Here is a 25,424-nt window from a genome sequence, read left to right on the forward strand (position 1 = left end):
TTTAAAATCTGATAAATATCCTGTTCTACTAATTTTACCTAACACAAATAAAATTAATATTAATAAGAATAATACAATACAAATATATGCAAATAATTTATTAAATGAACTTTTCTTTTTCATAAATAACCCTCTTAAAATCTAAAGTAAATAAATGGATTGTAAGTACCATTAACTAAATACATAATACAAATAAATAGAAGTACAAACTGAATAATACTTTCTAATATATAAACCTTACTTGAAAATACAGCTTTTTTAATCTTTGGAAATAAACTCTGAAAAAGCCCGCTGAACAATATACCAAATATAAAACAAACTAAAGTCTGAGGATAAAAGAAATATCTAACAGTAAAAATACTTTCTTTATAGCTAAACATTAATTTATATAAATCTAGTGCATGACTTAAATTGTTTGCTCTGAATAATACCCAGCCTAGTACAAATACTAATATTACATAAATGTGATTTAAGAATTTTAATTTATTTTTCTCTAACAACTTACCTAAAAATATACGCTCTATAACCAAAAACAAACCATGCCATAATCCCCATAAAATAAAATTAAAACTAGCTCCATGCCATAAACCAGTAGCAAAGAAAACTATTAATAAGTTCAAATAAGTAAAATATTTTCCTTTACGGTTTCCGCCTAATGGTATATACAAATACTCCTTGAACCAAGTTGATAAGGATATATGCCAACGCCTCCAAAAATCCTGAACGGACTTCGATATATAAGGATAATTAAAATTCTCCAAAAACTTAAAACCAAACATATGACCCAAACCTATAGCCATATCCGAATAACCTGAAAAATCATAATAAATTTGAAGTGTATAAAGAAGAGCAGCCACCCAAGCTAAAGCAGTACCTATATCACCTACAGGCTGTTTTAATATCTCATCACAGGATAAAGCAAACATATTAGCTAGTATTACCTTTTTGGACAGTCCGTAAATGAACCTTTTTATTCCGTAGCTTATATTTTCTAAGCTCTCAGTTCTATTTGTTATTTGACTATCTATATCATGATATTTTACTATAGGTCCTGCTATTAACTGAGGGAAAAAAGATATATATAATGCTAAATTAATAATATTTTTCTGTGCTTTATTATGTTCTCTGTAAACATCTATAACATATGATAAAGCCTGAAAAGTGTAAAATGATATTCCTATAGGAAGAACTATGTTTTTTAATGAAATTAATTCCTTGCCAGATATAGAATTAATTATTGATATTGCAAAATCTGTATATTTAAAATAGCCTAATATTGATAAGTTAACTATTACACATAATGCTAAATATATTTTCTTCTTTGATTTATTATTTTCTTCAATTGCTTTATCAATTAATAATGCAAAAAGATAATTAATAATTATAGAAGAAAACATTATCAGAGTATAGCTAACTCCTCCCCAAGCATAGAATATAATACTAGTTATAAGAAGAAGTAAATTTCTAAACTTTTTATCCATTAAATAATAGAGAATAAAAACTACTGGCAGAAAAAACCATAAAAAAATCATAGAGCTAAATAACATAATTATAGCTCCAAGTTAAAAAAGATTATATATGAATTTGTTTTTAGTGCTGTGCTGTGCTGTGCTGTGCTGTGCTGTGCTGTGCTGTGCTGTGCTGTGCTGTGCTGTGCTGTGCTGTGCTGTGCTGTCAGCATATTTATTCTCCTAATTTGAAATTATACAACCTATAATAATATAATTCTTATTTAATGTCAAATAAAAATAGAGATGCATATATAAAATACACATCTCTATAGATTTTTTTAATATTATAAATCAATGACCGCAATCACAGTCAGTAACTTTTATATCGCATACTTTAGTATCAACATTAATATTTTCAGTTTTTTCACCCAAAGGATAAAGAAGCCTTAAAGCATTTAATACTACTATCACAGTAACCCCAGTATCAGCAAATATAGCAAGCCACATACTAGCAAGTCCCAAAGCACCCAATATAATAGCCGCAAATTTTATTACCAATGCTAAAAGAATATTTTGCAAAACTACAATATGATTTTTCTTAGCAAGTTTTATGGCAAGAGCAACTTTTGAAGGCTTATCGTCCATAATAACAACATCCGCATTCTCAATAGCAGCGTCAGAACCAAGACCTCCCATAGCAATACCTATATCAGCACGTGCCAAAGAAGGAGCATCATTGATACCATCACCTACAAATATTGAAGCTTTAGAATCTTTCATCATACCTTCTAATGTAGCAACTTTATCTTCAGGTAGGCAGCCACCTTTAAATGATTGTATATTCATTTCTTTAGCAAATGCTTCAACTCTATTAACATTATCTCCGCTTATTAATGCAGTTTTTATATTCATAGAGTTTAATAATGATATAGCCTCTTTAGTATCATCTTTCACACTATCATCAATTAAAAAACCGCCTGCATATTTTGAATCTATGGCTATATGAACATTAATATTTTCTTTATAGTTAGAAGTATCAATATTATTCTGCTTTAATAAATTAATACCACCTATGAGTATATTTTTATTTTCTATTACAGCAGAAGCACCTTTACCGCTGATATCTTTATGAGATGAAATCAAACTGTCATTTATAGTAGCATTATGATGTTTTTTATAATGTTCTACTATAGATATTGCAATAGGGTGAGAAGATCCTGTTTCAGCATAAGCAGCATATTTAATCATAGTTTCATCATCATATACACCAGTATTGTATATTTCTTTTATACTAAACTCTCCTTTTGTAAGAGTACCAGTTTTATCAAAAATCACTTTATCAGCTTTAGCAAGCAAATCTAAAAACACCCCTCCTTTAACCATTATACCAAATTTTGAAGCCCTGCCTATAGAAGCAAAATATGTCAAAGGAATACCTACCATAAAGGCACAAGGACAAGACACTACAAGCAAAGTTAAAGAACGCTGAAACCAATTAGCAAAAACCTCTTTACCGTATATTAATGTAGGTATAACAGTGAGGAAAATTGCCCCAAATACAACTATAGGAGTGTAAATACCAGCAAACTTACTTATAAACTGTTCAATATTAGCCTTTCTGTTTTGAGAATCCTGAACCAATTTAAGTATTTTAGCAATGGAAGATTCAGCATAAGCTCTTACAACTTTTGCTTTGATAGTGTTATCGCCGTTTATAGTACCAGCTAAAATTTCATCATTCACCTTAACACTTCTAGGCATACTCTCACCTGTTAATGCCTTAGTATCAATCCAGCTTTCACCCTCGTATACAACAGAGTCAAGAGGCACTTTTTCAAAAGGGTTAATTATTATATTATCGCCAATATGAACCTCTGATATATCCGCTTTTTCAATATTTCCATCCTCTTTTATAATGTTTGCACAGTCTGGTCTTATAGCCATTAATGCCGCTATTGTACGTTTCGATTTATCAACAGCCATGTCCTCGAAATACTCTCCTACTCTATAAAACATAAGTACAGCCAAAGCCTCTGGAAGTTGATGAAGTATAATAGCACCTACTGTAGCAATACTCATAAGAAAGCTCTCACGCATGAACTTGCCCTTTACAAAATCTAAAGCAGCATTTTTAAAAACTTCTCTTCCCAAAATAAGATACGGTACAAAGAAAATAATATATTCTGTTATGCCATGTATTTTATCATGCAAAGCATAGAGTAATATTAAAACCGCAAGTCCTAAAAAAATCTCAATTAAAAATAAAAGTCTTTCTTTATTCTTTAACATGCTCATACCCCCAAGTATAAATTTTTTCTATATGTTCATCATCAAGCCTGTAAAATACATGAAGCCCCACCTTTCTTTTTTTTACTACCCTAGCCTGCCAAAGCATTTTTAAATGCTGAGAAACAGAAGGCTGCTTCATCTCAAGCAAAGATGATAATTCATGCACACATAATTCTTTCTCGCTTAATGCTGATATTATTTTTAATCTGGTAGGATCTGAAAACACAGAAAAAAATCCAGCCAAAAGCGAAAACTCTTCATCATTTGGAAGTTTTGGAATAAGCGATGATATATTCTCATCAGCTGTAGTAACTTCGCAATCATCATCATTATTGATAATATCTTCTTTTTTCATTAGAGCCAACCTTTATATAAGTATATTATAATATAATAATATACTTATATAACTATTAAGTCAATATAAGAAAATAAATTTTTTAAGATTTTTTATTATTTTTCAAAAAAATTGTGTAAAAAGCAAAGTAAACATTATTTAACAATATTAAATATATTCATGGGTTTAACAAATAAAAATTACATAAGAATTTTTTTTTAATATTTTATTTACAAGTGAAAAAATTATATTTTGATTATGATTTTAAAAAAATTAGAAAAAAATAAAATAATATTTTTATAAAAAATAACAGAAAAATTAACTTTTTCTTTAATATCTAAAAAAACACATCTAAAAAAAATAAAAAAATAATTTTTTTTAGACAAAAATAATTGCTTGGTATTGACATAAAATATAAAGCCCTCTAGCATTTAAGTATGATTAAATTAGAAACATTGATAAAAAAGTTGGTAAAAAACTTTGTAAAGTTGAATTACAGAAATAGTAAAGAAAAAACTTTACAAATAAAAACAATCAAATCATAAAATTCCATTAACACATATCAAAAGTTTCTAATATTATTTTAAAGCAGTAAACATTAGCAATAATGTTTATAATAAAAAAATTTTATAAAGGAGTTCACTATATGAACAAAAAGATTTTAACATTATTTTTGGTAGTTGCAGCATCAGCAATACTAGCAGTAAGCTGTAACAACAAGACAACAAACCCTGTAAAAGAGAATACAGGAAGCACAACAACAACTACACCTACAGGTGGAGAAACAACAACTACACCTACAGACAAAGATCCAACAACTACACCTACAGACGGTAAAGAAGAAACTCAAAAGAAAACTTTTAAATCATTAACTGCTGATCCAGATGGTACAAAAGAAGAATCAGCTTTAAAAATAGTAGTTGGAGATGCTGCTACTACTGCTGATGAGAAAAAAGCAAATTTAAAAATCACTGCTACAGGTGCTGATGATGACAAATCTTTCAAGGCTGAAAGTGTAAAATATACTATAACAGGTTTTGACAACATTGAAGCTAAAGAAAAAGCTAATGAAGAAAAATTATCTGCTCTTACTAAAGATAGTTTTGCATTTAATGGTACAGAATTATCAATACCTAACAAAACAAAATTAGGAGATTCAGGTTTAAGTGGTAACGATAAATTTGATTTAGTAAAACTTACTATTACTGCTTCAGTTGAAGGATACAATGACCAAACTATAGATATATATGTAAAATTAGCAAAACAATAATTCAAATAGTAACATGTTTGATATTTATTAGGTAAGTTAAAACAATGCTTGCCATACAAAAAATTGAATTTTAAGGTGTGGGCATATAATATATGTCTGCACCTAATTAAAAAAGTAATTGGTATTTTATATAAAAAACAGAAATAATAATTAAACCCTTTAAATAATAAGACATTTAATTTCTTTCTTCAAAGCATAAAAGCATAGATTATTTTTACTGGCAGGTATATAATATTATATCCCTGCCATACAAAAAATTGAATTACTTTCATAGTATAACTATAATAAAAAAAGTCAATATCTTTATCAAATTTTCTTTAAATAAAGAATAGCAAATTATTTAATTTTGATATATAATCTTTAATATTTTTCATTTTTTAACGATTTTCTAATTTTACAAAAAATTTACACAATTTTATAAAGTTAACATAATGATTAATAAATAATATTATTAAAGGGAAATTTTTTAGTTATGTACATTTTTAAAAAACAGGATAAGGATTTTAGAAATCTTACAAATGAAGAGATTAACTTTCTAAAATCTCAGGGCTGTTCTTCCCAGTCTTGGGAAAAAATACTAATCAAAAACGTAGATTTAAGCAGAATAAAAGATGTTCAGTTTCATGGCAGAGTAAAAATTAATGCTCTTAATGGAAATGTCAGATATCATAAAAAACTTAAAGTACCAGCCTCTATTAACAGAGCCACTTTAATAGATGTATTTATAAATGGAAATGTGTATATAAATAATATAGGAAGATTTATAGCCAATTACAAAATAGAAAAAGGCGTTATAATAGAAAATGCAGGCTCTATATATATGGAAGGAAAAAGCAGTTTCGGTAACGGTGTAGAGACTTCGCCTATTATGGAGGGAGACGGAAGAAGTGTTAAAATATTTAATAGGCTTAATTCTCATATAGCATATCTAGTTGCAATATACAGACACAAAAAATTAATGCGTGAAAAAATTAATTCGATTATAGATGATTATACTAATCAAAAAACAAGAAAATTCGGAAAAATTAAAAAATACGCAAAAATTATAAATGCAAGACTTATAAAAAACTCATTAATAGATCCATACACAACTATAGAGAATAGCGATGAAATTAATAATACTACAATAATCAGTACAAAAGAATGTCCTTCATATATAGGAACTTCTGTGATATTGAAAGATTCTATTGTACTTAAAGGTGCCGACATAACAGACAGTACAGTAATAAAAAAGGCTTTTATAGGAGAAGGTGTGAGACTTGCAAGGCAGTTTTCCTGTGAAGATTCTCTTCTTTTTGCCAACTGCGAAGGCGAGCATGGAGAGATGTTCTCTATATTTGCAGGTCCTTATACAGTTACGCATCATAAAGCAACACTTTTAATAGCAAGTCATTTTTCATTTTTTAATGCAGGAAGCGGTACTAATCAAAGCAATCATATGTACAAATTAGGACCTTATCATCATGGTTTTATGGAAAGAGGATGCAAAACTGGAAGTAATTCATATATTTTATGGCCTTCTCATATAGGGGCTTTTTCAACTGTTATAGGGGCTCATTATGATAATGTTGACACTTCCGATTTTCCTTTCTCATATATAACCGAACATGGATATCATCAGACAAGACTAATACCTGCATTAAATTTATTCGGTGTCGGACTTTCAAGAGATGAAAATAAATGGAAAGACAGAGACAGAAGAAAAGGTGATAAAAAAGATTTGATAATATTTGATGTGTTTAGTCCATATACTGTTTCAAAAATGATTAAGTCTGAAGAGATATTAAAAAATATTAAAGAAGAAAAATACAATGATAATAAAAATTTTTTGACATACAAAAATATGATAATAAAAAAATCTTCTTTAGATAAATACTCAAAAAGATATTCTATAGCAATAGATTTATATTTGCATAACAAAATACTTTCATATATAAAAAACTCTAAAAATATAGATGAGATAATATTAAATTTAGAATACGATAAAAATAATGTATTTGAGAGTTGGTCTGATATTGGAGGGCTTATATGTGCTAAAGAGAGAGTTGATAATATAATAAAAGACTTAGAAAATAATAAAATAAATGATATAAAAGCTCTTACAAAAGCATTTGAAAAATTATACAATATATACTCTGAAGATGAAAAATCTTGGGTTATGAACTGTATCAAATTAAGATATAATAATATAGAAAGTATTAATAAAGATAATATAAAAAAATTATTAGATGAGCATAAAATATTATTAGAAAAAGCGTATGATATATTTTATAAAGATGTTGAAAAAGAGTATGATATAGCAAAAATGGTTAGTGCTGGAATAGATGATAAAACTATGATGGAAAAAGATTTTGAGGCTGTGAGAGGTACTGTTAATGATAATACTTTCGTTGTAAAATATAAAAAAGACATGGAAAATAAAATAAATGATATTAATAATTTAATTAATATATTATAATATATAAAAAATATTTGGAGTTGTTATGCTGATATATTCATTGTCTATAAAATTAGAAAGAGGGTTTGAGGATATAATAGAAGCTGTTATAGAAAGCGGTCAATTAAATATATTGGGCTTTAATATAGAGTTTCCGATAGATGACAGCAATTCGTCTATAGTAAATATATATAATGAAAACGAAGATATATTAAAAAATAATCTCTCTATAATAGAAGAAAATATAAAAGATATTGCTAGTTACACTTTAACTACAAAACAGTTAAAATCAGAGGAATATTTAACTTCATACATAGAGTTTTTAAAACCTTTTGATATTGGAAATATAACTATAGTGCCGAACTTAAAAGATTTTCATAATGAAGAAAGTATAAATCCTCTTTATATAGCAAAACAGTATGCATTCGGAACTGGTACTCATGAAACTACATCTCTTGCTCTTAAAATGATTAATGAATACTCTAATAATAACGATATAGCCTCAAAGAGTATTGCTGATATTGGATGCGGAAGTGGTATATTATCATTATTTGCATACAAACTTGGGGCTAGAAATATTACTTCAATCGATATAGATAATGATGCTGTTAATTGTACTCTTGATAATGCTTCATATAACGATATAAAAATAGATAATGTTATACTTGGAAGTGCTAAAGATTTAATTAATATGAATTTTAAATTTGATTTGGTTATTGCCAATATAGAAACTGATATATTAATAGAAATACTTCCAGATTTAAAATCTTTATTAAAAACAGATTCTACTTTAATATTATCAGGTATATTATTAGAAAAAGAATCATTTATGAAAAATGCTATAAGAGAAAATAAACTAAATATTATTTTAAGAAAATCAAAAAATGATTGGGTATCTTTAATGCTTAAACAATAAATGATTAAACAATAAAATAATAAAAATTTACGGAGTATATTATGGAATTAATAGATTTAGTAAAAAATGCAAAAGAAGCAACATATATATTACAATCGCTTGATACTGATATAAAAAATAAAGCCTTACTTGAAATAGCTAAAAAAATAGAAGAAAATAAAGATAAAATATTTGAAGCTAATAAAAAGGATTTGGAATACGCTCAAAAACTTCTTGATGAAAACAAAATTTCTAAATCAATGTTCAACAGATTAAAATTAGATGAAAATAAATTAATAGATGTTGTTTCTGGTATAAGAGATGTTATTAAACTTGAAGACCCTATCAATAAGGTATTATTAGAAACTGAACTTGATGATAATTTAATATTAAAAAAAATATCCTGCCCTATTGGTTTAATTGCCGTAATATTTGAGGCTCGTCCAGACGTTATATCACAAATATCTTCTTTATGCATCAAGTCATCTAATGCTGTTATACTTAAAGGAGGAAGCGAGGGAGAAAATACCAATAAAGCTATATTTAATATAATAGAAGAAACTCTAAACAATATAAAAGAATTTCCAAAGCACTCTGTTAATTTAGTATTCACAAGAGAGGATATAAAAGAGCTATTATCAATGGACAAATACATTGACCTTATAATACCAAGAGGAGGCAACAGTTTAGTACAGTATATAAAGTCAAATACCAACATACCTGTATTAGGACATGCTGACGGTATATGCCATTTATATGTAGATGAAAGTGCTAATCAGGAAAAGGCTTTAAAAATATGTTTGGATTCAAAGGCTCAGTATCCAAGTGCCTGCAATGCTGTTGAAACTATACTCATAAACAAAAATATGGCTTCAGAATATTTGCCAAAACTTTATAATCTGTTTAAAGAAAATGAAATAAAGATGAACGGTGATGAAGAAGTAAAAAAAATATTGAATACTCAAGACATAGGCGAAGTAAAAGAGTGGCATTTGGAATACGGAGATAAAGAAGTATCATTAAAAATAGTAAAAGATACAGAAGAAGCATACAATCATATTAACAAATACGGCTCTCATCATACAGACTCAATAATATCCGAAGATAAATACAATATAGAAAAGTTTATGACATTCGTTGATTCTGCAAATGTATACTGTAATGCTTCAACAAGATTTTCTGACGGATTCAGATACGGTTTTGGTGCTGAAGTTGGAATATCTACAAACAAAACGCATGCAAGAGGACCTGTAGGTTTGGAAGGTTTAACAATATACAAATACAAAATTTTTGGAAACTATCAAATTGTAGATGATTATGTTACTCATAAATCTAGCTTCAAGCATAAGAGAATAAAATAACATAGAAAAATTAAATATAAAAAACAAGCTGATAACTTAAAAAATATCAGCTTGTTTCTTTACTATTTTTAAATATTTTATTTAGTTTACTTTTTCAAAATAATAAGTTATACCAGATACAGTTCCATAACTTATTTCGCATTCTCTATCACTTGTAAAATAAAATGTAATATTTCCTAAAATTGGAATATTAGGTATAATCAGCTCATAATAACTTTTTTCATCATATTTATCATTATTCCAATTCTCAATATAATGAGTGCTAGATGAACCATCATCATTATAAAAAGTTAATACGCCGTAAGAAGAAATAGTAAATCCTTCTCTGTAATTATCCATATTTCTCCAAGTACCTCTTAAATCATATGGCCTGAATTTTGATGCAGAGTTAAATAATGATGAGCATGATGTCAAAAATAAAGATGTTAATGAAAGCAATACCATCAACAATATAAATTTTAGAATCCTTTTCTTATTAATCATATAAACCTCCTATATATTGTTATAATACAATATACCCTCAAATAATATATATTATAAAAATTTTGTCAATACAGTAAAAAAATATATAATCTAAGATAATTACATTATTTAACATAAAAGCAAATATATATAATGTAAGTATTTTATACATAAAAAACCAAACTCCTAAATACTTTTTTATCAACATTATATTTACATTTATAATTAATCTAGTATAATAAAAATTATGAAAGATTTAGAAAAATTAAAGCAGATATTAAATGAACCTATAACTGTTAATAATTTAAATAGAATTAATGATTACTTTATACGCTATCTGTTTTCTCATAGCGGAAATGAAAATATAGCTTTACATTTTATTAATTCAGTATTTAAAGATCTAAATTTTGCTACTTTTGAAAAAATAGAAATACTAAATCCATTTAATATAGCTGAAAACTACGGTGAAAAAGAATCAATAGTAGATATAAAGGCAACAACTGAAACAGGCATAACGGTATTAATAGAAATACAAGCTAGAGGAAATGAAGATTTTATTAAAAGAGCTTTGTATTATTGGGCTTACAATTACAGCAGCAGCCTAAACAGAGGCGGAATTTACGATGAATTAAATCCTACTGTAAGTATCAATATTACAAACTTTATTCTTACAGATGAAGATAAAGTACATAACTGTTATGTTTTAAAAGAATTAAATAATAATAAAATACTTACAGACCATTGTCAATTACATTTTATAGAGCTTCCTAAATTTAATTTAAAAAATATTCCAAAATCAGATGATTTAAATAATATACATAATGAATTCATTTCTTGGATAAAATTCTTTAAAGGAGAAGATATGTCTATCTTAATGAAAGAAAATACAATATTTGAAGAAGTAGAAAAAAAATGTCTAACTTTTGTAAATGAAACTCCTGTAATGGATAAGTATAAAAAAAGAGAAGTAGATACTTATTTTTTTAATAAAAGTATAGAATTAGATTTAAAAAGATCTAAAGAAGAAGGCAGAGAAGAAGGTAGAGAAGAAGGCAGAGAAGAAGGTAGAGAAGAAGGCAGAGAAGAAGGGATTAAAGAAACAAAAATATCTATGGCAAAAAACATGAAAAATAGGAATATGGATTTTAATCTTATTAGTGAATTAACAGGTTTAAGTATAAAAGAAATAGAAGAACTATAATAAGTATAAAAAGGCAAGAGATTTTTTATTAAAGCTCCTGCCTTTTTATTTATTAAATTAAGCAGGAAATTCTTCTGCTATGACATCTATAATATTATTTTCTTCTAATGCTTCAAATGGTACTTTAGCTCTTGTATTTTTTGTTATTCTGACAACTATAGGTTTTAATTTACTATTAACAAAAGCTCTTCTTGAAGCAGCAGCAAATACCTCTTCTAAAAACTTTCCATTTTGTGTTATTAGCATATCAACTTCATTAGTTAATAATTTCATCTCATCATCAGATAATAAGAAATTTTTAGCTAAATACTCTAAATGTCTTGTAACTATCTCCATCATTTTTATACTATCATCTACTATAAACTCATCCATAACAGTTTTAGCAACTTTACTTGCAACCATTCCTCCAACAGCACCGCCTACAAAAGATCCAACCAACGGTCCTACTATAGGTATAGGAGCTAATAATGCACCGCCTATAATTCCTCCGATAGTACCGCCTGTAATACCGCTTGCAGAAACAACAATATTTTTAATACATTGCATACTTGATATTCTTCCTCTAGCCATCTTGATAATTTCTATACTTGATGTAACCGCTATAGTAGCCGCAGCAGCTACAGTAGCTCCTTGCAATGTAGAATTAGCTTTATTTATATTGGACATTTTAGATTTTGACCCTATAGTTTCTAAATTCAATATATTACTTTTAGTATCCGCTAAAATACCTAAAGAAGAACTAATATTACCACCTAAATTAATATTAATAGCTTTATTTAAAAAATTATGAACTTGATCTATTTTATTTAATTGTGAAGCTGTCATAAATGTAGCAAAAGACATACATGATTTTTTTCCTCCAATTACAACAGATGATTTTATTGCTAGCTTTATATCTTTTGTTTTCCAATAAGTGATAGCTGTATTAATTGCGAAAGATATTCCGCCTGCTGATAAAGCAGTTAAACTACCTAAAGCAGCATCATATTGTAAAGATTCTTTAGTAAAAAATTTTGAAACGTTTTTAGCTTGCTCATAAGTTGCACTGCCAGGTCTAAAATATTCATCCAAAAATTCATTTATTTTATCTTTATTACCAGCTAAATCTTTATTAGGTATTTTTTTTAATCCCTTATATAATTGATCGAAAAGATATTCTCTTCCAGCTATAGCTTGATCTTTAGGAATTTCTATATCTTGATTATTTTTAGTATAAGTATAATTTCCATCTTGGTCAAAATTAGAATTTACACTTCTTACTGCTGTAGAATAATATTTAGTCTGTATATATCTGCCATTTACAAACCTATCAGGTCCACCTTTAATATTATCATTTCCAACAATAGATGCTTCTTTACCTGAAAATTTATCTACTATAGTATTAAATCTCTCAGCCATAAAACCATGTCCTGTATCCTTATTGCTTAATGGTATAAAATCATAAGAATATGCCTGACCAGCTCCAAGTGTAGTTGCACCAACTGAACCATAATCGCTTATAGTTTCACCTATAGGTTTTTCTCCAAAATCTTTCTCATAAGATATTTTATAACATAAATCTTCTGTTTCTTCACACATATCAGAACAGAACCATTCACCTTCTATTTCTTCCATCATAGAAGCTAATTTTGCCTTACCACATGATGCACAAGTAACTATTTTATCAATATTTATATTATGTACAAAAAAATCTCCGTCATCAAATTCATGTAATTCTATGCTATCATTTTCAACTACAAAAAAATCGGTCAATAAATTATCAGGTAAAGCCAATGTGGATTTTATATTTAATATAGCAAGATTTTTATCAACTCTAATATCTGATTTTGATATATTTTCTGCCAATTCTCTGCAACGATTAAAAAATGCAGGGTTAAAATAAACATCTGTATTTGATAAATATAAAATTTTTATTTCATTTCTTTGAGCGAGCCTTTCTAAAGTTAATCTTAGCATAGCTCTCTTTCCTGCCATTTCATCATCTTCTTTTATTTCTTCATCGCTTTTATGTCTGTCATCTTCATAATCTATTTCTAATTTTTCACATAATCCTTCAAAATTACTATATGTCAAACTTTTTATAACTTTTGATACTTTCTTCATAAATATCATTAAATCAACAGCCCCGTATGCTGAAGCCATAACAAAAAATACGGATAATATTCTCAATGTTATAGAATGATTTATATAATTTATACCATCATTTCTAAATAAAACAAAATACATATAAACTATTGAGATTGTATATATAGCAAAGTAGTATACAAAACTTACAAATTTAACATATTTAATACTTCTTATCTTAAAAACTACAATATCTTGTATAATTTTAAGAATTACACTTAATATCATAATTAAAGATAATATTGTATGAAATAAACTTTTACTTTCAGTAGCTACAAAAGCAAAAGCAATTAAAGAAAATAAAGCAGCCACAACTATCCTAATTTTAATAAACGATAGTATTTGAGATAATAATGCTCCAATTATCATTGCTATAAAACCAAACAAAAGTACATTAAACATAATTGTTCTCCCGTATTATATATTTTATTATTATATATAATATATATAATTTGTCAATATTTTATGCATATTACTATAATAAACAGCAATACTAATAGATTATTACAAAATTAATGATATCTATTAGTTAATTTATTTTTTTTAGTTTGTAGATACTTTGAATACCAAAACAACCAAAAGAACAACTATTAAAATACCTATTACCCCTAATATTAAAAGACCCCATTTTATGAACTTTATTATTTTTCTTATGGAACTATTAGCTTCTACAACACCATTTTGTATGCCGTTAAGACCTCCCACTAAAAGAAACAATGCATCCTCAAACCAGCCTACAACAGGTAAAACATCAGGCACTAAATCTACTGGCGAAACTGTATATATAACTGCCAATATTAAAGGTATCCAAGGCAGTATTCCAGACTGGGCAGGCTTGTTCTCATTGTTAGTATTGTTATCATTATTGTAATCACTCATAAAAACTCCTATAATAATTTTTAAGCAAAAATACTTAAATTAAACAAAAATTAAACTAATATACCATTAAATTAGTATATATAACAATATTAATTTGTCAATACTTTATGCGTATTTTATATATTTTTAAGTATAAAATTAGATAATAAAAAACTTGATAAAATGCCCGATTTTGATATAATAATGTAATTTCATGATAGTTTTTAGTTTAAGGATATATTTATGTCTAAAGTTATAGCTATAGTCAATCAAAAAGGTGGAGTTGGAAAAACAACTACAGCAGTCAATCTAAGTGCAAGCATAGCAAAAATGGGGCACAAAACTCTTCTTATAGATATAGACCCTCAGGCAAATGCTTGTTTGGGTATCGGCATTACAAGAGATAAGATGAAAAAAAGCGTATACGATTTATTAATAGGAGAAGCTAGTACAAAAGAAGTAATAATGCCTACATATCAGGAGAATTTATTTTTAATACCAGCTGACTCCGATTTGGTAGGTGCTCAGATAGAACTTGTTAATGAAATAGCAAGAGAATACAAATTAAAAAAAGCTATAGAAACTGTAAAAAATGACTATGAATATATTATTATAGACTGTCCGCCTACTTTGGGTATACTAACACTTAATGCTCTAACTGCTGCCGACTCTGTTCTTATACCTATACAATGCGAATTCTATGCTTTAGACGGAGTAGCAGAACTTAATAACACCATAGCACTTGTAAAAGAAAATCTTAATAAAGAATTAAAAATAGAAGGCGTACTTCTTACTATGTATGATGCCAGAACAAAATTAAGCTCTGATGTAGTAAAAGAGGTTGTAAATTTCTTTAAAGAAAAGACATATAAAACTATGATACCCAGAAATGTACGTTTAAGCGAAGCCCCTTCATATGGCAAGGCTATAAGTGATTATGATAAGGACTGTGTGGGAGCTAGAAGTTACAGAGAATTTGCTAAAGAGTTTATTGAAAAGTCTAAATAATTATGTTTTTTAATATAAGGATATTGATGGTATGAATAATATTATTTTACAAGATGTAAAAAAAGAAGATATTTCTATATTTAAAAATAAATTACAAGAATCATTTATATTTGGTGCTCAAAACTATTTTGGAAAAGATATTACAGATAAAATTCCAGAAGAAAAGGATATTGATGAATCTCTAAATACAAATGGTACATATTCCTATCATTTAATACTCGATAATAAAAAAGTAGGAGGAACTATAGTAGAAATAAATGATAAAACAAATCATAATGAACTTCATTTTTTCTTTATATATCCAGAACATCAAAATAAAAAAATAGGATATTTATCTTGGAAAGCTATAGAAAATAAATATCCTAAAACAAAAATTTGGACATGTTATACTCCATATTTTGAAAAGCGTAATATAAACTTTTATGTGAATAAATGCGGTTTTCATATAGTTGCTTTTTATAATCAATATAATAAACTTGAAGGAATAGACAGCGGTCCAGAAGAGTTTTTTAAATTTGAAAAAGTTATCAATAAATAATATAATATGTTAATTAAATAAATATTAAGAGGGTTTTATGAGCAGAAAAGGCGGACTTGGCGGTCAGGGTATGAATGCATTAATAAAATCTGCTGACAGTGAAATTAGAAAAGCAGCTGAAGAGGCAGAAAAAAGAGGTGTACTAGAAGTAGATATTTCACTTATAGATGTAAACCCAGACCAGCCTAGAAAAATTTTCAATGAAGAAGAAATACAGGGACTTGCAGAATCTATAAGAGAAAACGGACTTATAAACCCTATCACTTTAAGAGAAAAAAACGGTCAGTATCAAATTATATCAGGTGAGAGAAGATTTAGGGCGTTTAAATTTTTAAATAGAGATAAAGTACCTGCATTAGTTTTAGAAAATATAGATGATTCAAAAATGCTTGAACTTACGCTTGTAGAAAATATACAAAGAGCCGATTTAAACCCTATAGAAATAGCGAGAAGCTACAAAAAATTAATATATGATTTAAATATCAAACAAGAAGAATTAGCAAATCGTGTCGGAAAAAGCAGAAGCACTATATCAAATTCAATGCGTATATTAGATTTAAGCGAAAATATACAAAACTTAATATTAGAATCAAAAATTACAGAAGGTCATGCTAGAGCTATATTATCATTAACTGATGAGAATGAAAGAGAAGCATTTGCAAAAGAAATAATAGAAAATGGGTATTCAGTAAGAGAATGTGAAAAAATAGTCAAAGAAAGAAAAAATGATAATAATTCACAAGAAAATACTGAAAATAATCAAAAAGATACAAAAAAAGAGATAAAAAAAGACCCTAATATAAGACAATTAGAAAATGATTTGGAAAAGATATTTTCTACAAAAGTTAATGTTATAGATAAAAATGGTAAAGAAGGAAAAATAGTTATAGAATATTACAGTAGTGATGATTTATCAAGAATTATGGATATGCTTGAAAAAATACATGAAAAAGAAAACAGCACAATACCTACTCTTGAATATTAGGAGACAATTTGAAGTCAAAGTTTTTTTTATTATACATACTTCTTACATCATTATTAATAGCATCAAGCCTTTATTCAAGAGAAAGAATGAAAATAGCAACTATAGATTTAGATCACAGTTTAAGAGCCAATGAACCTTTAAGAAAAGAAATTGTAAGAACTATAAACAGATTTGCATATTTAAAACAAAAAACTTCTATATCAGTAGATAGAGAGAAAAAAAAATTATTCTCTACTAATGAATTAACGCTTGAACAAGGATTAACCGTAGCCTCTAATCTTAATATAAAAGCAGCTATTATAATGGACAGCGAAAAAGTATTAAAAAATACAAATAATGCAGTTTCAAATAATAATATAGTAATTGATTCTAATAATATAAATACAGTTCTTAGTAATTACAATATTACGAATAATATGCTAAGTAATGATATAGTCATAACAAATGGTCTAACTCTCACAAATGAAATTAAAGATTTGGGAGATTTAATAGAATATGGTATAGGAAAAAAAACTGAAGGTACAGATAAAGCTGCTGATGAAAAGAGCGATGAAGAACTTTATGATATAAAATATAATTTTAAAGTTATCGATATAGAAACAATGGAAACACTAAAAGAATATGAACTAAAAACATCAACAGAAACTATATCCGTAATACAGGAAATATGCACATATTTGGAGTTTTACTTTTCAAATTATATATTCAGAACTTTTGAACCACCTATAAACGGTGTCAATTTAACTTTAAGAATAGACAGAATATCATTAGAAAATAAAACTAATTCAATATATGATTCTGGAGAAATAATAGAAGGAGAATCATTTTCGTTAAATTTCAGATCCAATACAGAAGGATATATATATATTTTTGCCTTTCAAAATGACGGAACTGTAATACTAATGCATCCCAATGACTTTAATAATTATATAGATAATCAATACTATAATAAAATAGAAGCAAGAAAAAATTATATAGTGCCTCCAGAAAACTCAATATTTAAAATAGTAAGCAGACAGCCTCTAGGAGAGGATTCATTTTACTGCCTATATACAAAAAAAGAACAGAAATGGATTACTGGAACATATTTTTCAGGAGACGGATTTAAAATATGCAATAAAAATAAAATAGCCGAGTTTACTATAAAATTAAAATCCAAACTTAAATATATGAATAGAGATAATTGGCAAATATCATCAATCTATTTAAAATCTATACCTGAAATACCAGAAACAGAAGAAACAGAAACAATAGAAGAATAATTTTAAATTCAAAAAATTAATTTTTGACAAAATATGGTTGTTTAGGTATATAGTAAAATAATAAGTAATATAGCTGAAAAACATTATATTTATAATTTTTTAATTGAATAATTTTATTCAAATACTTTCAAAAAAACTCTAATAAAAATAAACAACATATAAAAAATAGCTATCACCTTATTAATAAAGCAATAGCATTTTTTTATGTTAATAAAACTTTATCAGATTAGAAAATTATCTGTAGATATATTTTTTGTTATAAAAAGGCTGATAACGATTAACTTTATCCAAAAAAGAGTTTTGATATGAAGGATATAAGACAACCGTACCATCTTCATTTACATGTCCCACAGGATCATACTCATAGAAAGGAAGAAGAGATCCTTTATAAGTAACATTATCAGAAGGTCCCCATCTTAACGGAACTTCCACTCCAAATACAGTATCCTCCTCTACTGGTATGCCGTATATATAAACATATTTTGTGTATATATCAACAGCAACTAATGTATTATCTAATGATATTATTCCTCCGCCTTTTCCAGTAAATCTATAAAAATAAAAACGTTTCATAGCATCGGCATTATCTCTGTTTCTTTTGGCTGTATATAAAGGATTATAGCCTCTGTATTGATAATATTTCATGCTTGATATAAAGAATATACCTGCTTTTGAATTTTTACCGCTGTACATATACTCTTTAGTATCAGAATTATTAAGCTCCCAATATTTATCCTCTGTTTTATCTATAAATTGAAAACTAGGAACATTATTTTTATCAAATGTAGCTACTAAAAGCCAATCTTTGAACTTTGAAGAGCTAAAATTAGGATTATCTGAAACTGGTCTTTCAACAGTTTCTTTTGAAAATAATAATAAACTATTTATAAATATAATTGCTATATAAAAAAATATTCTTTTCATAATAATATCTTCAAATTAAATTATTTTATATAGTTAATAATACACTAAATAATATATAAGTAAATATAACAAGTTTTGAAATGTAAACTAAATTTATGATAAATAAACAAAAAACTATATTTTTTATATATTTGCAATACATTTAATACATTTTGCACTACATTTCATTATTATTGTTTATAAATTAATGAACATTTTAAACTTTTTGTCTTATTAATGGAGTTTTAGTTTTTATCCGAATCATTATTTTCAGGAGTAATCTCTATTACTTTAATATCGCCCTCTTCTGTTTTGTCATCATCAGGATTAATTTCTATAACTTTTACTTCATTATAATCATTTTCTGTATTAATATCATCTGTTTTTTTACGTCTATTTTTTAATTTTCCGTAAAATAACACAAATATAAGGCAGTAAATAATGACCATCAAGACAGCAGATGAAATATATGGTATTAAAGCAATATTATTATTATAAACTGTGTTAAATATATAATTATAACCATAAGGGAAAGCTATATAAATTATTAAAATAAGAGGTATAGTAAGCAAAAGCCACCATTTATTTTTAGATACTTTATTAGCAAATGAATATGATATGATTATAGTTAATATAGATATAGTACTTAAATATGAAATAGTACCTCTGTCTAATTTAGCGTCCTGATAATTTAATTCTAAAAAATTCATAATAATTATACCGCATACAGAAGTTAAAAATATACCAAACATAGTATAGATAACGGAAAGAAATATTTTAACTAAAAATTCTCTGTTAGAAAATTCTTTTTCACTATGAGGTATAATTTCGGCCACCCATAATATAAGAGAAAAGGCTAAAGTTTGTATAAATACCTCTGGAAAAGAAATTATATGAAATTTTATAGGGATCTGAGTGTATATTATACCCTCTATGGAGCTTGGAGCAGAGATAGGAGCAGATATAACACCTATACAAATAAATATAAGCCATACAATAAGCCAACCCAATTTAGAGGCTATAATTCTTCTGATAGGAAATAAAGCTATAGCTATAAATATAGCTCTTATAGGCTGTAAAAAAGGACCTATGACAGTTAGAGGTGATTCAAAACCTCTCATAAAATTTATTATTATAGGATCATTATAAACAGATTCATAATCAAATAAATTAGAAAATAATAAACCAAAAACTATATATGTAAGTGTATGTATAACAGCAACTTTTATATAAAAAATAAAAAAATGTCTAAGAAATATTTTTGGTGAATTATCATTTTCCATAATATTAGTCTTTAAAAAATTATTTTTATTATTTTTCCTGCCTTTCTACTATATCATTATGATACACAAAATTTACTCTTTTAATAGACAGAGCCTTTCCAGTATCACTATCAGCCTGAACTATAATACCATTAATCATAGGACTTGAAGTTTCAACCTCAAATCTATGAGGCATTTTTGTAACAAATCTTGCAATTGCTGCATCTTTTTTCATACCTATAACAGAATAATAGCTTCCACACATACCAATATCAGATATATAAGCAGTATGAGAAGATAATATCTTTTCATCTGCTGTCTGGACATGAGTATGCGTGCCAAAAACACATGAAACCTGACCTTCAAGATAGTATGAAAAAGCTATTTTTTCTGCTGTAGCCTCAGCATGGAAATCTACAAATATAAGATTAGTTCTTTCTTTCATATGCTTAATTGCAAGATTAGCTTTTTTAAAAGGACAATCTAAAGGATCCATAAATGTTCTTCCCATAAGATTAAGCACGCCAATCTTACAATCTAACATCTCATATATATAATAGCCAAGACCTGGTGCATCATTTGGGTAATTATATGGACGAAGCAGACGATGCTCATTGCCTATAAGAGCAAATACATCTCTATTATTCCATATATGATTACCAGAAGTAAGTACATCCACACCAGAGTCAAAAAGTTCAGCTGCTGTATCTCTAGTAATACCTATACCATTAGCAGCATTTTCACCGTTAGCTATTACAAAATCTATATTATTTTCTAATTTTATCTCTTCTAAATGCCTTCTTACAGCATAACGTCCTGTAACACCAATTACATCACCAAGACATAATATATTTTTTATAGACATTTTTAATTTACCTTTAATTAAAAAATTAATTTAAAAATTATCTGGCAACCTCAACGGCCCTAGTCTCTCTAATAACTGTAACCCTTATTATACCAGGGTATTTTAACTCATCTTCTATACGTTTAGCAATATCTCTAGCAATCTGTTTTGCCTGAATATCATCTACCATATCGCTTTTAGCCATTACTCTAAGCTCTCTTCCTGCCTGTATAGCAAATGATTTTTCAACACCATCCATACTGTCAGCTATTTTTTCAAGATTATCTAAACGTTTTATATAGCTTTCAAAAGATTCTCTCCTAGCACCAGGTCTTGCTGCACTGATAGCATCAGCCGCTTTTACTATAACAGCTTCAACAGTTTGAGTATCAACATCATTATGATGTGCTCTTATAGCATTAACAACCTCTTCTTTTTCTCCGCATCTTTTAGCCAGATCAGCACCGCTCATAGCATGAGAACCTTCACCTTCAGTTTCTATAGCCTTACCTATATCATGAAGAAATGCACTTCTTTTAGCCAAGTCAACATTTGCCCCTATTTCAGCTGCTATCATGGCTGCAATATTAGCAACCTCTTTACTGTGAAGAAGCATATTCTGTCCATAACTAGTTCTGTACTGAAGTCTTCCCATATGCCTTATTAATTCATGATGCATAGTTGTAAGATTTAAATCCACAATGGCATTTTCTCCAGCTTCCATTATAGAATCTTCAACTTCTCTTCTAGTTCTCTCAACAACCTCTTCTATTCTTGCAGGGTGTATTCTTCCATCTAATATAAGTTTTTCTAATGAGACCTTAGCAATATGCTTTCTTACAGGATCAAAACATGATATAACAACAGCCTCTGGAGTATCATCTATAATAATATCAACCCCAGTAAGCGTTTCAAGCATTCTTATATTTCTTCCCTCTCTGCCTATAATTCTTCCTTTCATCTCTTCACTAGGCAAAGATACAGAAGTTACAGAAGATTCTTGTGCTACTTCGCTTGAAAGACGCTGTATAGTTTGAACTATTATTTCTCTAGCCTTTCTTTCACCTGTTTCTATAGCATTTTTTTCTATATTATCTACTATTTTAGTAGCAGATTTTTTGGCATCTTCTTCTATCTCTTTTATCAAATTGGTTTTAGCCTCTTCTCTTGTAAGACCAGCTATTTTTTCCAATTCTTTTTCAGCTTCTTCTATAACAGAAGTAAGTCTATCTTCTTGCTCCTTAATTTTTTTCATTTTATTCTCAATATTATGTTCTTTATTTTCCAAATACTGAGATTTTTTATCAAGATTAACCTCTCGTTGTAGTACTCTATTTTCTAATTTCTGAATCTCTGCTTTTCTATCTCTATTCTCATTTTCTAATCTGCTACGTTCCTTTTGTATTTCAGAATTAGCTTCAGAAAGTATAGTCTTTCTTTCATTTTCTGCTTGTTCTCTTGCACTTTGAAGCAGCTTGTGTGTTATTATTTCCGTAGAGTTAAGCTTTATTTTTGCTATAACAAAACGGGTTATATATCCAAAAACAAACGCAACTACAACGAAGGTGATTATTAAAGGTATGTTCATATTTCACCTCGTTATTATTTTTAATATTTAATACATTTTTTACAACAATATTATTAACATGATTTTTATATAAAGTCAATAATATTATTTGATTGTAAAAGTATATAAATAAATTACTGCATTAATATTTTTGGAACATTTTTCCAGAACCGCCGCAAGTTTCACAGGTTTCAGGTGCTTTATCTCTGTATATATTGCCGCAGCTAGGACAGAGATAAAAAGTTACATCTGCATCCTTATTTAGAAAATTATCTATAATGTCTTGGAATAATTTAGCATGTTCTGTTTCTACTTTTCCTAAAGAATTTACTGTTTCACTTACCAATTTATTTTTTTGTTCTACTGCTACCTGAGCTAACTGAGGATAAAGTATAGTAGATTCATATACTTCTCCTTTTATACCTGCTTCCAAATTTTCTCTATCGCTTGCAGGAGCTACTGGATTGAGTTCTGGAACAAATTTGCTCATATCTAATCCGCTTCTTAAAGCTAATTTTCTCATTTTTTCAGCATGTATTTTTTCTGCCAATGATGTTGTTGAAAACACTTTCTGAACAGCTTTATTGCTTGATGCTTTTCCAAATGAACTATATCTATTTGCAGCATTAGATTCACCCTGAAATATTGAATATAAAACTTCTTCTAATGTTTTAGCAGCCATATTTATTTTTCCTCCGTTTCGTATGTATATATTTATTTTTAATAAAAAATTCTTATTTATAAGATTAACTTCACTATATAATATCAATTAGTAAAAAAAAATCAAACTTTTTTTTAAAAAATATATTAAAAATTACAATAATATATAATGAATAAATTTTATTTTATAATATAATATTTCGGATAAAATACACTAAAAGGTAAATATGAAAAATAGAATAATAACTATAAGCAGGCAGTACGGAAGCGGAGGAAGGCATATAGGCGAACTGATTTCCAAAAAACTAAATTTTAATTTTTATGATAAAGAATTAATAGAAATAGTAGCTAAAAGGACAGGGATTAATAAAGAATATCTCGAGTCAAAAGAAGAAAAATTCACCAATGATAATCTATTTTTTAGTGCATTTCATAAAGAGTTTTTTTCAAGCCCTTTTGCCTCAAAAACTAGAAATTCTACCCTTGATAAAATATTTGAGATACAAAGAGAAGTTATAATAAACATAGCAAACAAAGGAAACTGTGTTATTATCGGAAGATGTGCAAGCTTTATATTAAAAGACTGTCATAAATGTTTCAATATATTTGTTCATGCCCCAAATGACCGAAGAATACAAAGAATAACCAATGAATACGGAATAAAAATGGAAAATGCAGAAACTCAGCTTAAAAATACTGATAAATATAGAGCAAATTACTACAAATATTATACAGGAGGCGATTGGGGCGATATGACTAATTATAACCTCACCATAGACAGTGGATACTTTAATGATGAAGATATATGCTCTATAATAATAAATGCAATGAAAAAAAATATGTAAAAACTTGAAAATTAATAATATATTACTATATTTAATTAGTAGCTATAATATGATATTTAGGTAAAAGGATTTATTTATGAAGAATAAAGAGATTAAAGATTTTTTTGAAAATGACTACTTCTCGTACGAATCGGATTGTGATTTATGGAATGATGAAAAAATATCATTATTAATAGATTTCGGAGAAGAAGCTGATAAATCAAAAATGCTTATGAAACATTTATATAAAATTAATGAAATATTAAAATGGATTGATGAGCATAAAAAAGATGTTTCAGATTTTCTTATAGATAAGCAATGTTTAGCATTAGCAGAAGAATGGGTTATTACTGGAGAACAAATAGATGAAAATACATATAAAAATCAGTCTGGAGAAATCATAAATATACCTATCAAAGATGAAGATTTCTTTAATGCTATGTATATAGATACTATATTAATAGATTTTGACGAAGATGAAACAAGACCTGATACTACATTACATATATTATTTGAGCCTGATTATTTCAAACATCACTCATTAATAGTTTATATTGATGGTGAAAGAAAGATAGAATACGGCGATATAGCTGGATAATACAAAAATTATACAAATCAAACAATATAAATATATGGTTTAACTAATAAATGTAGTGTATATCCCTAAATTTAGGCTAAAAATGCAGTTATTTTGGTTATTTTATACCAATAAAAGAACTGTGGTGTGGGACAAAGCCCCATATATTAAAAACAAAATATAACTTCATTTTTGACAAACTATAGTTGTTTAGGTATATTTTAATAATTATTTAAATATATCCTTGATTTTTTTCAATTCTTTCTGATACTCTTTTAATATTTTATTTTGTAATTTTTCATCTTTTACAAT

The 25,424-nt window shown here is 27.2% G+C and carries 21 protein-coding genes and 1 pseudogene; 11 read left to right on the plus strand and 11 right to left on the minus strand.

Going from position 1 to position 25,424, the window contains the following annotated elements; genetic code table 11:
• Positions 1 to 134: 134 nt before the first annotated feature.
• The 3 genes from KQ44_RS06825 to KQ44_RS06840 all read right to left on the minus strand — a co-directional run bounded on the left by KQ44_RS06825 (position 135) and on the right by KQ44_RS06840 (position 4,095).
• A complete protein-coding gene (locus KQ44_RS06825) occupies positions 135 to 1,547 on the minus strand; it encodes an MBOAT family O-acyltransferase (protein WP_096736786.1) in 1,413 nt (470 codons plus the stop codon).
• A gap of 255 nt (positions 1,548 to 1,802) precedes the next feature.
• The gene (locus KQ44_RS06835) at positions 1,803 to 3,740 is read right to left on the minus strand and encodes a heavy metal translocating P-type ATPase (protein ID WP_096736787.1); all 1,938 of its coding nucleotides are present in this window, start codon (positions 3,738 to 3,740) and stop codon (positions 1,803 to 1,805) included.
• Positions 3,727 to 4,095 carry a metalloregulator ArsR/SmtB family transcription factor gene (locus tag KQ44_RS06840; RefSeq protein ID WP_096736788.1) on the minus strand — a complete coding sequence of 123 codons (369 nt, stop codon included), beginning with the start codon at positions 4,093 to 4,095 and terminating at the stop codon, positions 3,727 to 3,729. The genes KQ44_RS06835 and KQ44_RS06840 overlap by 14 nt, the downstream gene beginning before the upstream one ends.
• Positions 4,096 to 4,720: 625 nt before the next feature.
• On the opposite strand from KQ44_RS06840, the pseudogene KQ44_RS15570 reads away from it, so the two are divergent.
• The 4 genes and pseudogenes from KQ44_RS15570 to KQ44_RS06860 all read left to right on the plus strand — a co-directional run.
• Positions 4,721 to 4,807, plus strand: a pseudogene (locus tag KQ44_RS15570) (Vmc-like lipoprotein signal peptide domain-containing protein); the annotation flags it as partial.
• Positions 4,808 to 5,816: 1,009 nt separating this feature from the next.
• The gene (locus KQ44_RS06850) at positions 5,817 to 7,802 is read left to right on the plus strand and encodes a DUF4954 family protein (RefSeq protein WP_096736790.1); all 1,986 of its coding nucleotides are present in this window, start codon (positions 5,817 to 5,819) and stop codon (positions 7,800 to 7,802) included.
• 25 nt (positions 7,803 to 7,827) lie between these two features.
• Positions 7,828 to 8,697 (plus strand): 50S ribosomal protein L11 methyltransferase, encoded by an 870-nt coding sequence (locus tag KQ44_RS06855; protein WP_096736791.1) that lies wholly within the window; start codon positions 7,828 to 7,830, stop codon positions 8,695 to 8,697.
• Positions 8,698 to 8,738: 41 nt separating this feature from the next.
• On the plus strand, positions 8,739 to 10,037 hold the full coding sequence (locus tag KQ44_RS06860) for a glutamate-5-semialdehyde dehydrogenase (RefSeq protein ID WP_096736792.1): 1,299 nt from the start codon (positions 8,739 to 8,741) through the stop codon (positions 10,035 to 10,037).
• An 81-nt stretch (positions 10,038 to 10,118) separates the two neighbouring features.
• Here KQ44_RS06860 and KQ44_RS06865 read toward each other — a convergent pair whose 3' ends face one another.
• Positions 10,119 to 10,520: a hypothetical protein gene (locus KQ44_RS06865; RefSeq protein WP_096736793.1), complete on the minus strand. Its 402-nt coding sequence runs from the start codon at positions 10,518 to 10,520 to the stop codon at positions 10,119 to 10,121.
• Positions 10,521 to 10,746: 226 nt separating this feature from the next.
• Here KQ44_RS06865 and KQ44_RS06870 point away from each other — a divergent pair, with 226 nt between their 5' ends.
• Complete coding sequence (locus tag KQ44_RS06870) at positions 10,747 to 11,700, plus strand: Rpn family recombination-promoting nuclease/putative transposase (protein WP_096736794.1); 954 nt, start codon at positions 10,747 to 10,749, stop codon at positions 11,698 to 11,700.
• Positions 11,701 to 11,757: 57 nt separating this feature from the next.
• Here KQ44_RS06870 and KQ44_RS06875 read toward each other — a convergent pair whose 3' ends face one another.
• Entirely contained in the window at positions 11,758 to 14,226 is a 2,469-nt protein-coding gene (locus KQ44_RS06875) for a hypothetical protein (RefSeq protein WP_096736795.1), read from the minus strand.
• Between the two features lie 141 nt (positions 14,227 to 14,367).
• Entirely contained in the window at positions 14,368 to 14,703 is a 336-nt protein-coding gene (locus tag KQ44_RS06880) for a DUF1232 domain-containing protein (RefSeq protein WP_096736796.1), read from the minus strand.
• Between the two features lie 222 nt (positions 14,704 to 14,925).
• On the opposite strand from KQ44_RS06880, the gene KQ44_RS06885 reads away from it, so the two are divergent.
• From KQ44_RS06885 to KQ44_RS06900, 4 genes are all read left to right on the plus strand, one after another.
• On the plus strand, positions 14,926 to 15,690 hold the full coding sequence (locus KQ44_RS06885) for an AAA family ATPase (RefSeq protein ID WP_096736797.1): 765 nt from the start codon (positions 14,926 to 14,928) through the stop codon (positions 15,688 to 15,690).
• A 31-nt stretch (positions 15,691 to 15,721) separates the two neighbouring features.
• Entirely contained in the window at positions 15,722 to 16,228 is a 507-nt protein-coding gene (locus KQ44_RS06890) for a GNAT family N-acetyltransferase (RefSeq protein ID WP_096736798.1), read from the plus strand.
• Positions 16,229 to 16,265: 37 nt separating this feature from the next.
• The gene (locus tag KQ44_RS06895) at positions 16,266 to 17,213 is read left to right on the plus strand and encodes a ParB/RepB/Spo0J family partition protein (RefSeq protein WP_096736799.1); all 948 of its coding nucleotides are present in this window, start codon (positions 16,266 to 16,268) and stop codon (positions 17,211 to 17,213) included.
• Positions 17,214 to 17,299: 86 nt separating this feature from the next.
• On the plus strand, positions 17,300 to 18,475 hold the full coding sequence (locus tag KQ44_RS06900; RefSeq protein WP_240516665.1) for a DUF4384 domain-containing protein: 1,176 nt from the start codon (positions 17,300 to 17,302) through the stop codon (positions 18,473 to 18,475).
• A gap of 234 nt (positions 18,476 to 18,709) precedes the next feature.
• Here the strand turns inward: KQ44_RS06900 and KQ44_RS06905 are convergent, their stop codons facing one another.
• The 5 genes from KQ44_RS06905 to KQ44_RS06925 all read right to left on the minus strand — a co-directional run bounded on the left by KQ44_RS06905 (position 18,710) and on the right by KQ44_RS06925 (position 23,733).
• Positions 18,710 to 19,399: a hypothetical protein gene (locus tag KQ44_RS06905; protein ID WP_096736801.1), complete on the minus strand. Its 690-nt coding sequence runs from the start codon at positions 19,397 to 19,399 to the stop codon at positions 18,710 to 18,712.
• Between the two features lie 224 nt (positions 19,400 to 19,623).
• Positions 19,624 to 20,661 carry a hypothetical protein gene (locus tag KQ44_RS06910; protein WP_205676554.1) on the minus strand — a complete coding sequence of 346 codons (1,038 nt, stop codon included), beginning with the start codon at positions 20,659 to 20,661 and terminating at the stop codon, positions 19,624 to 19,626.
• A 28-nt stretch (positions 20,662 to 20,689) separates the two neighbouring features.
• A complete protein-coding gene (locus tag KQ44_RS06915) occupies positions 20,690 to 21,505 on the minus strand; it encodes a TIGR00282 family metallophosphoesterase (RefSeq protein WP_096736803.1) in 816 nt (271 codons plus the stop codon).
• 37 nt (positions 21,506 to 21,542) lie between these two features.
• A complete protein-coding gene (gene rny / locus KQ44_RS06920) occupies positions 21,543 to 23,072 on the minus strand; it encodes a ribonuclease Y (protein ID WP_096736804.1) in 1,530 nt (509 codons plus the stop codon).
• Between the two features lie 121 nt (positions 23,073 to 23,193).
• Positions 23,194 to 23,733 (minus strand): ferritin family protein, encoded by a 540-nt coding sequence (locus KQ44_RS06925; protein WP_013113095.1) that lies wholly within the window; start codon positions 23,731 to 23,733, stop codon positions 23,194 to 23,196.
• A 205-nt stretch (positions 23,734 to 23,938) separates the two neighbouring features.
• Between KQ44_RS06925 and KQ44_RS06930 the strand changes: the two genes are divergently transcribed.
• Both KQ44_RS06930 and KQ44_RS06935 read left to right on the plus strand, forming a co-directional pair.
• A complete protein-coding gene (locus KQ44_RS06930; protein ID WP_096736805.1) occupies positions 23,939 to 24,556 on the plus strand; it encodes a cytidylate kinase-like family protein in 618 nt (205 codons plus the stop codon).
• A gap of 76 nt (positions 24,557 to 24,632) precedes the next feature.
• Positions 24,633 to 25,133: a DUF2262 domain-containing protein gene (locus KQ44_RS06935; RefSeq protein ID WP_096736806.1), complete on the plus strand. Its 501-nt coding sequence runs from the start codon at positions 24,633 to 24,635 to the stop codon at positions 25,131 to 25,133.
• Positions 25,134 to 25,424: the final 291 nt, after the last annotated feature.

The organism is Brachyspira sp. G79, from assembly GCF_002379365.1.
Classification (GTDB): domain Bacteria; phylum Spirochaetota; class Brachyspiria; order Brachyspirales; family Brachyspiraceae; genus Brachyspira.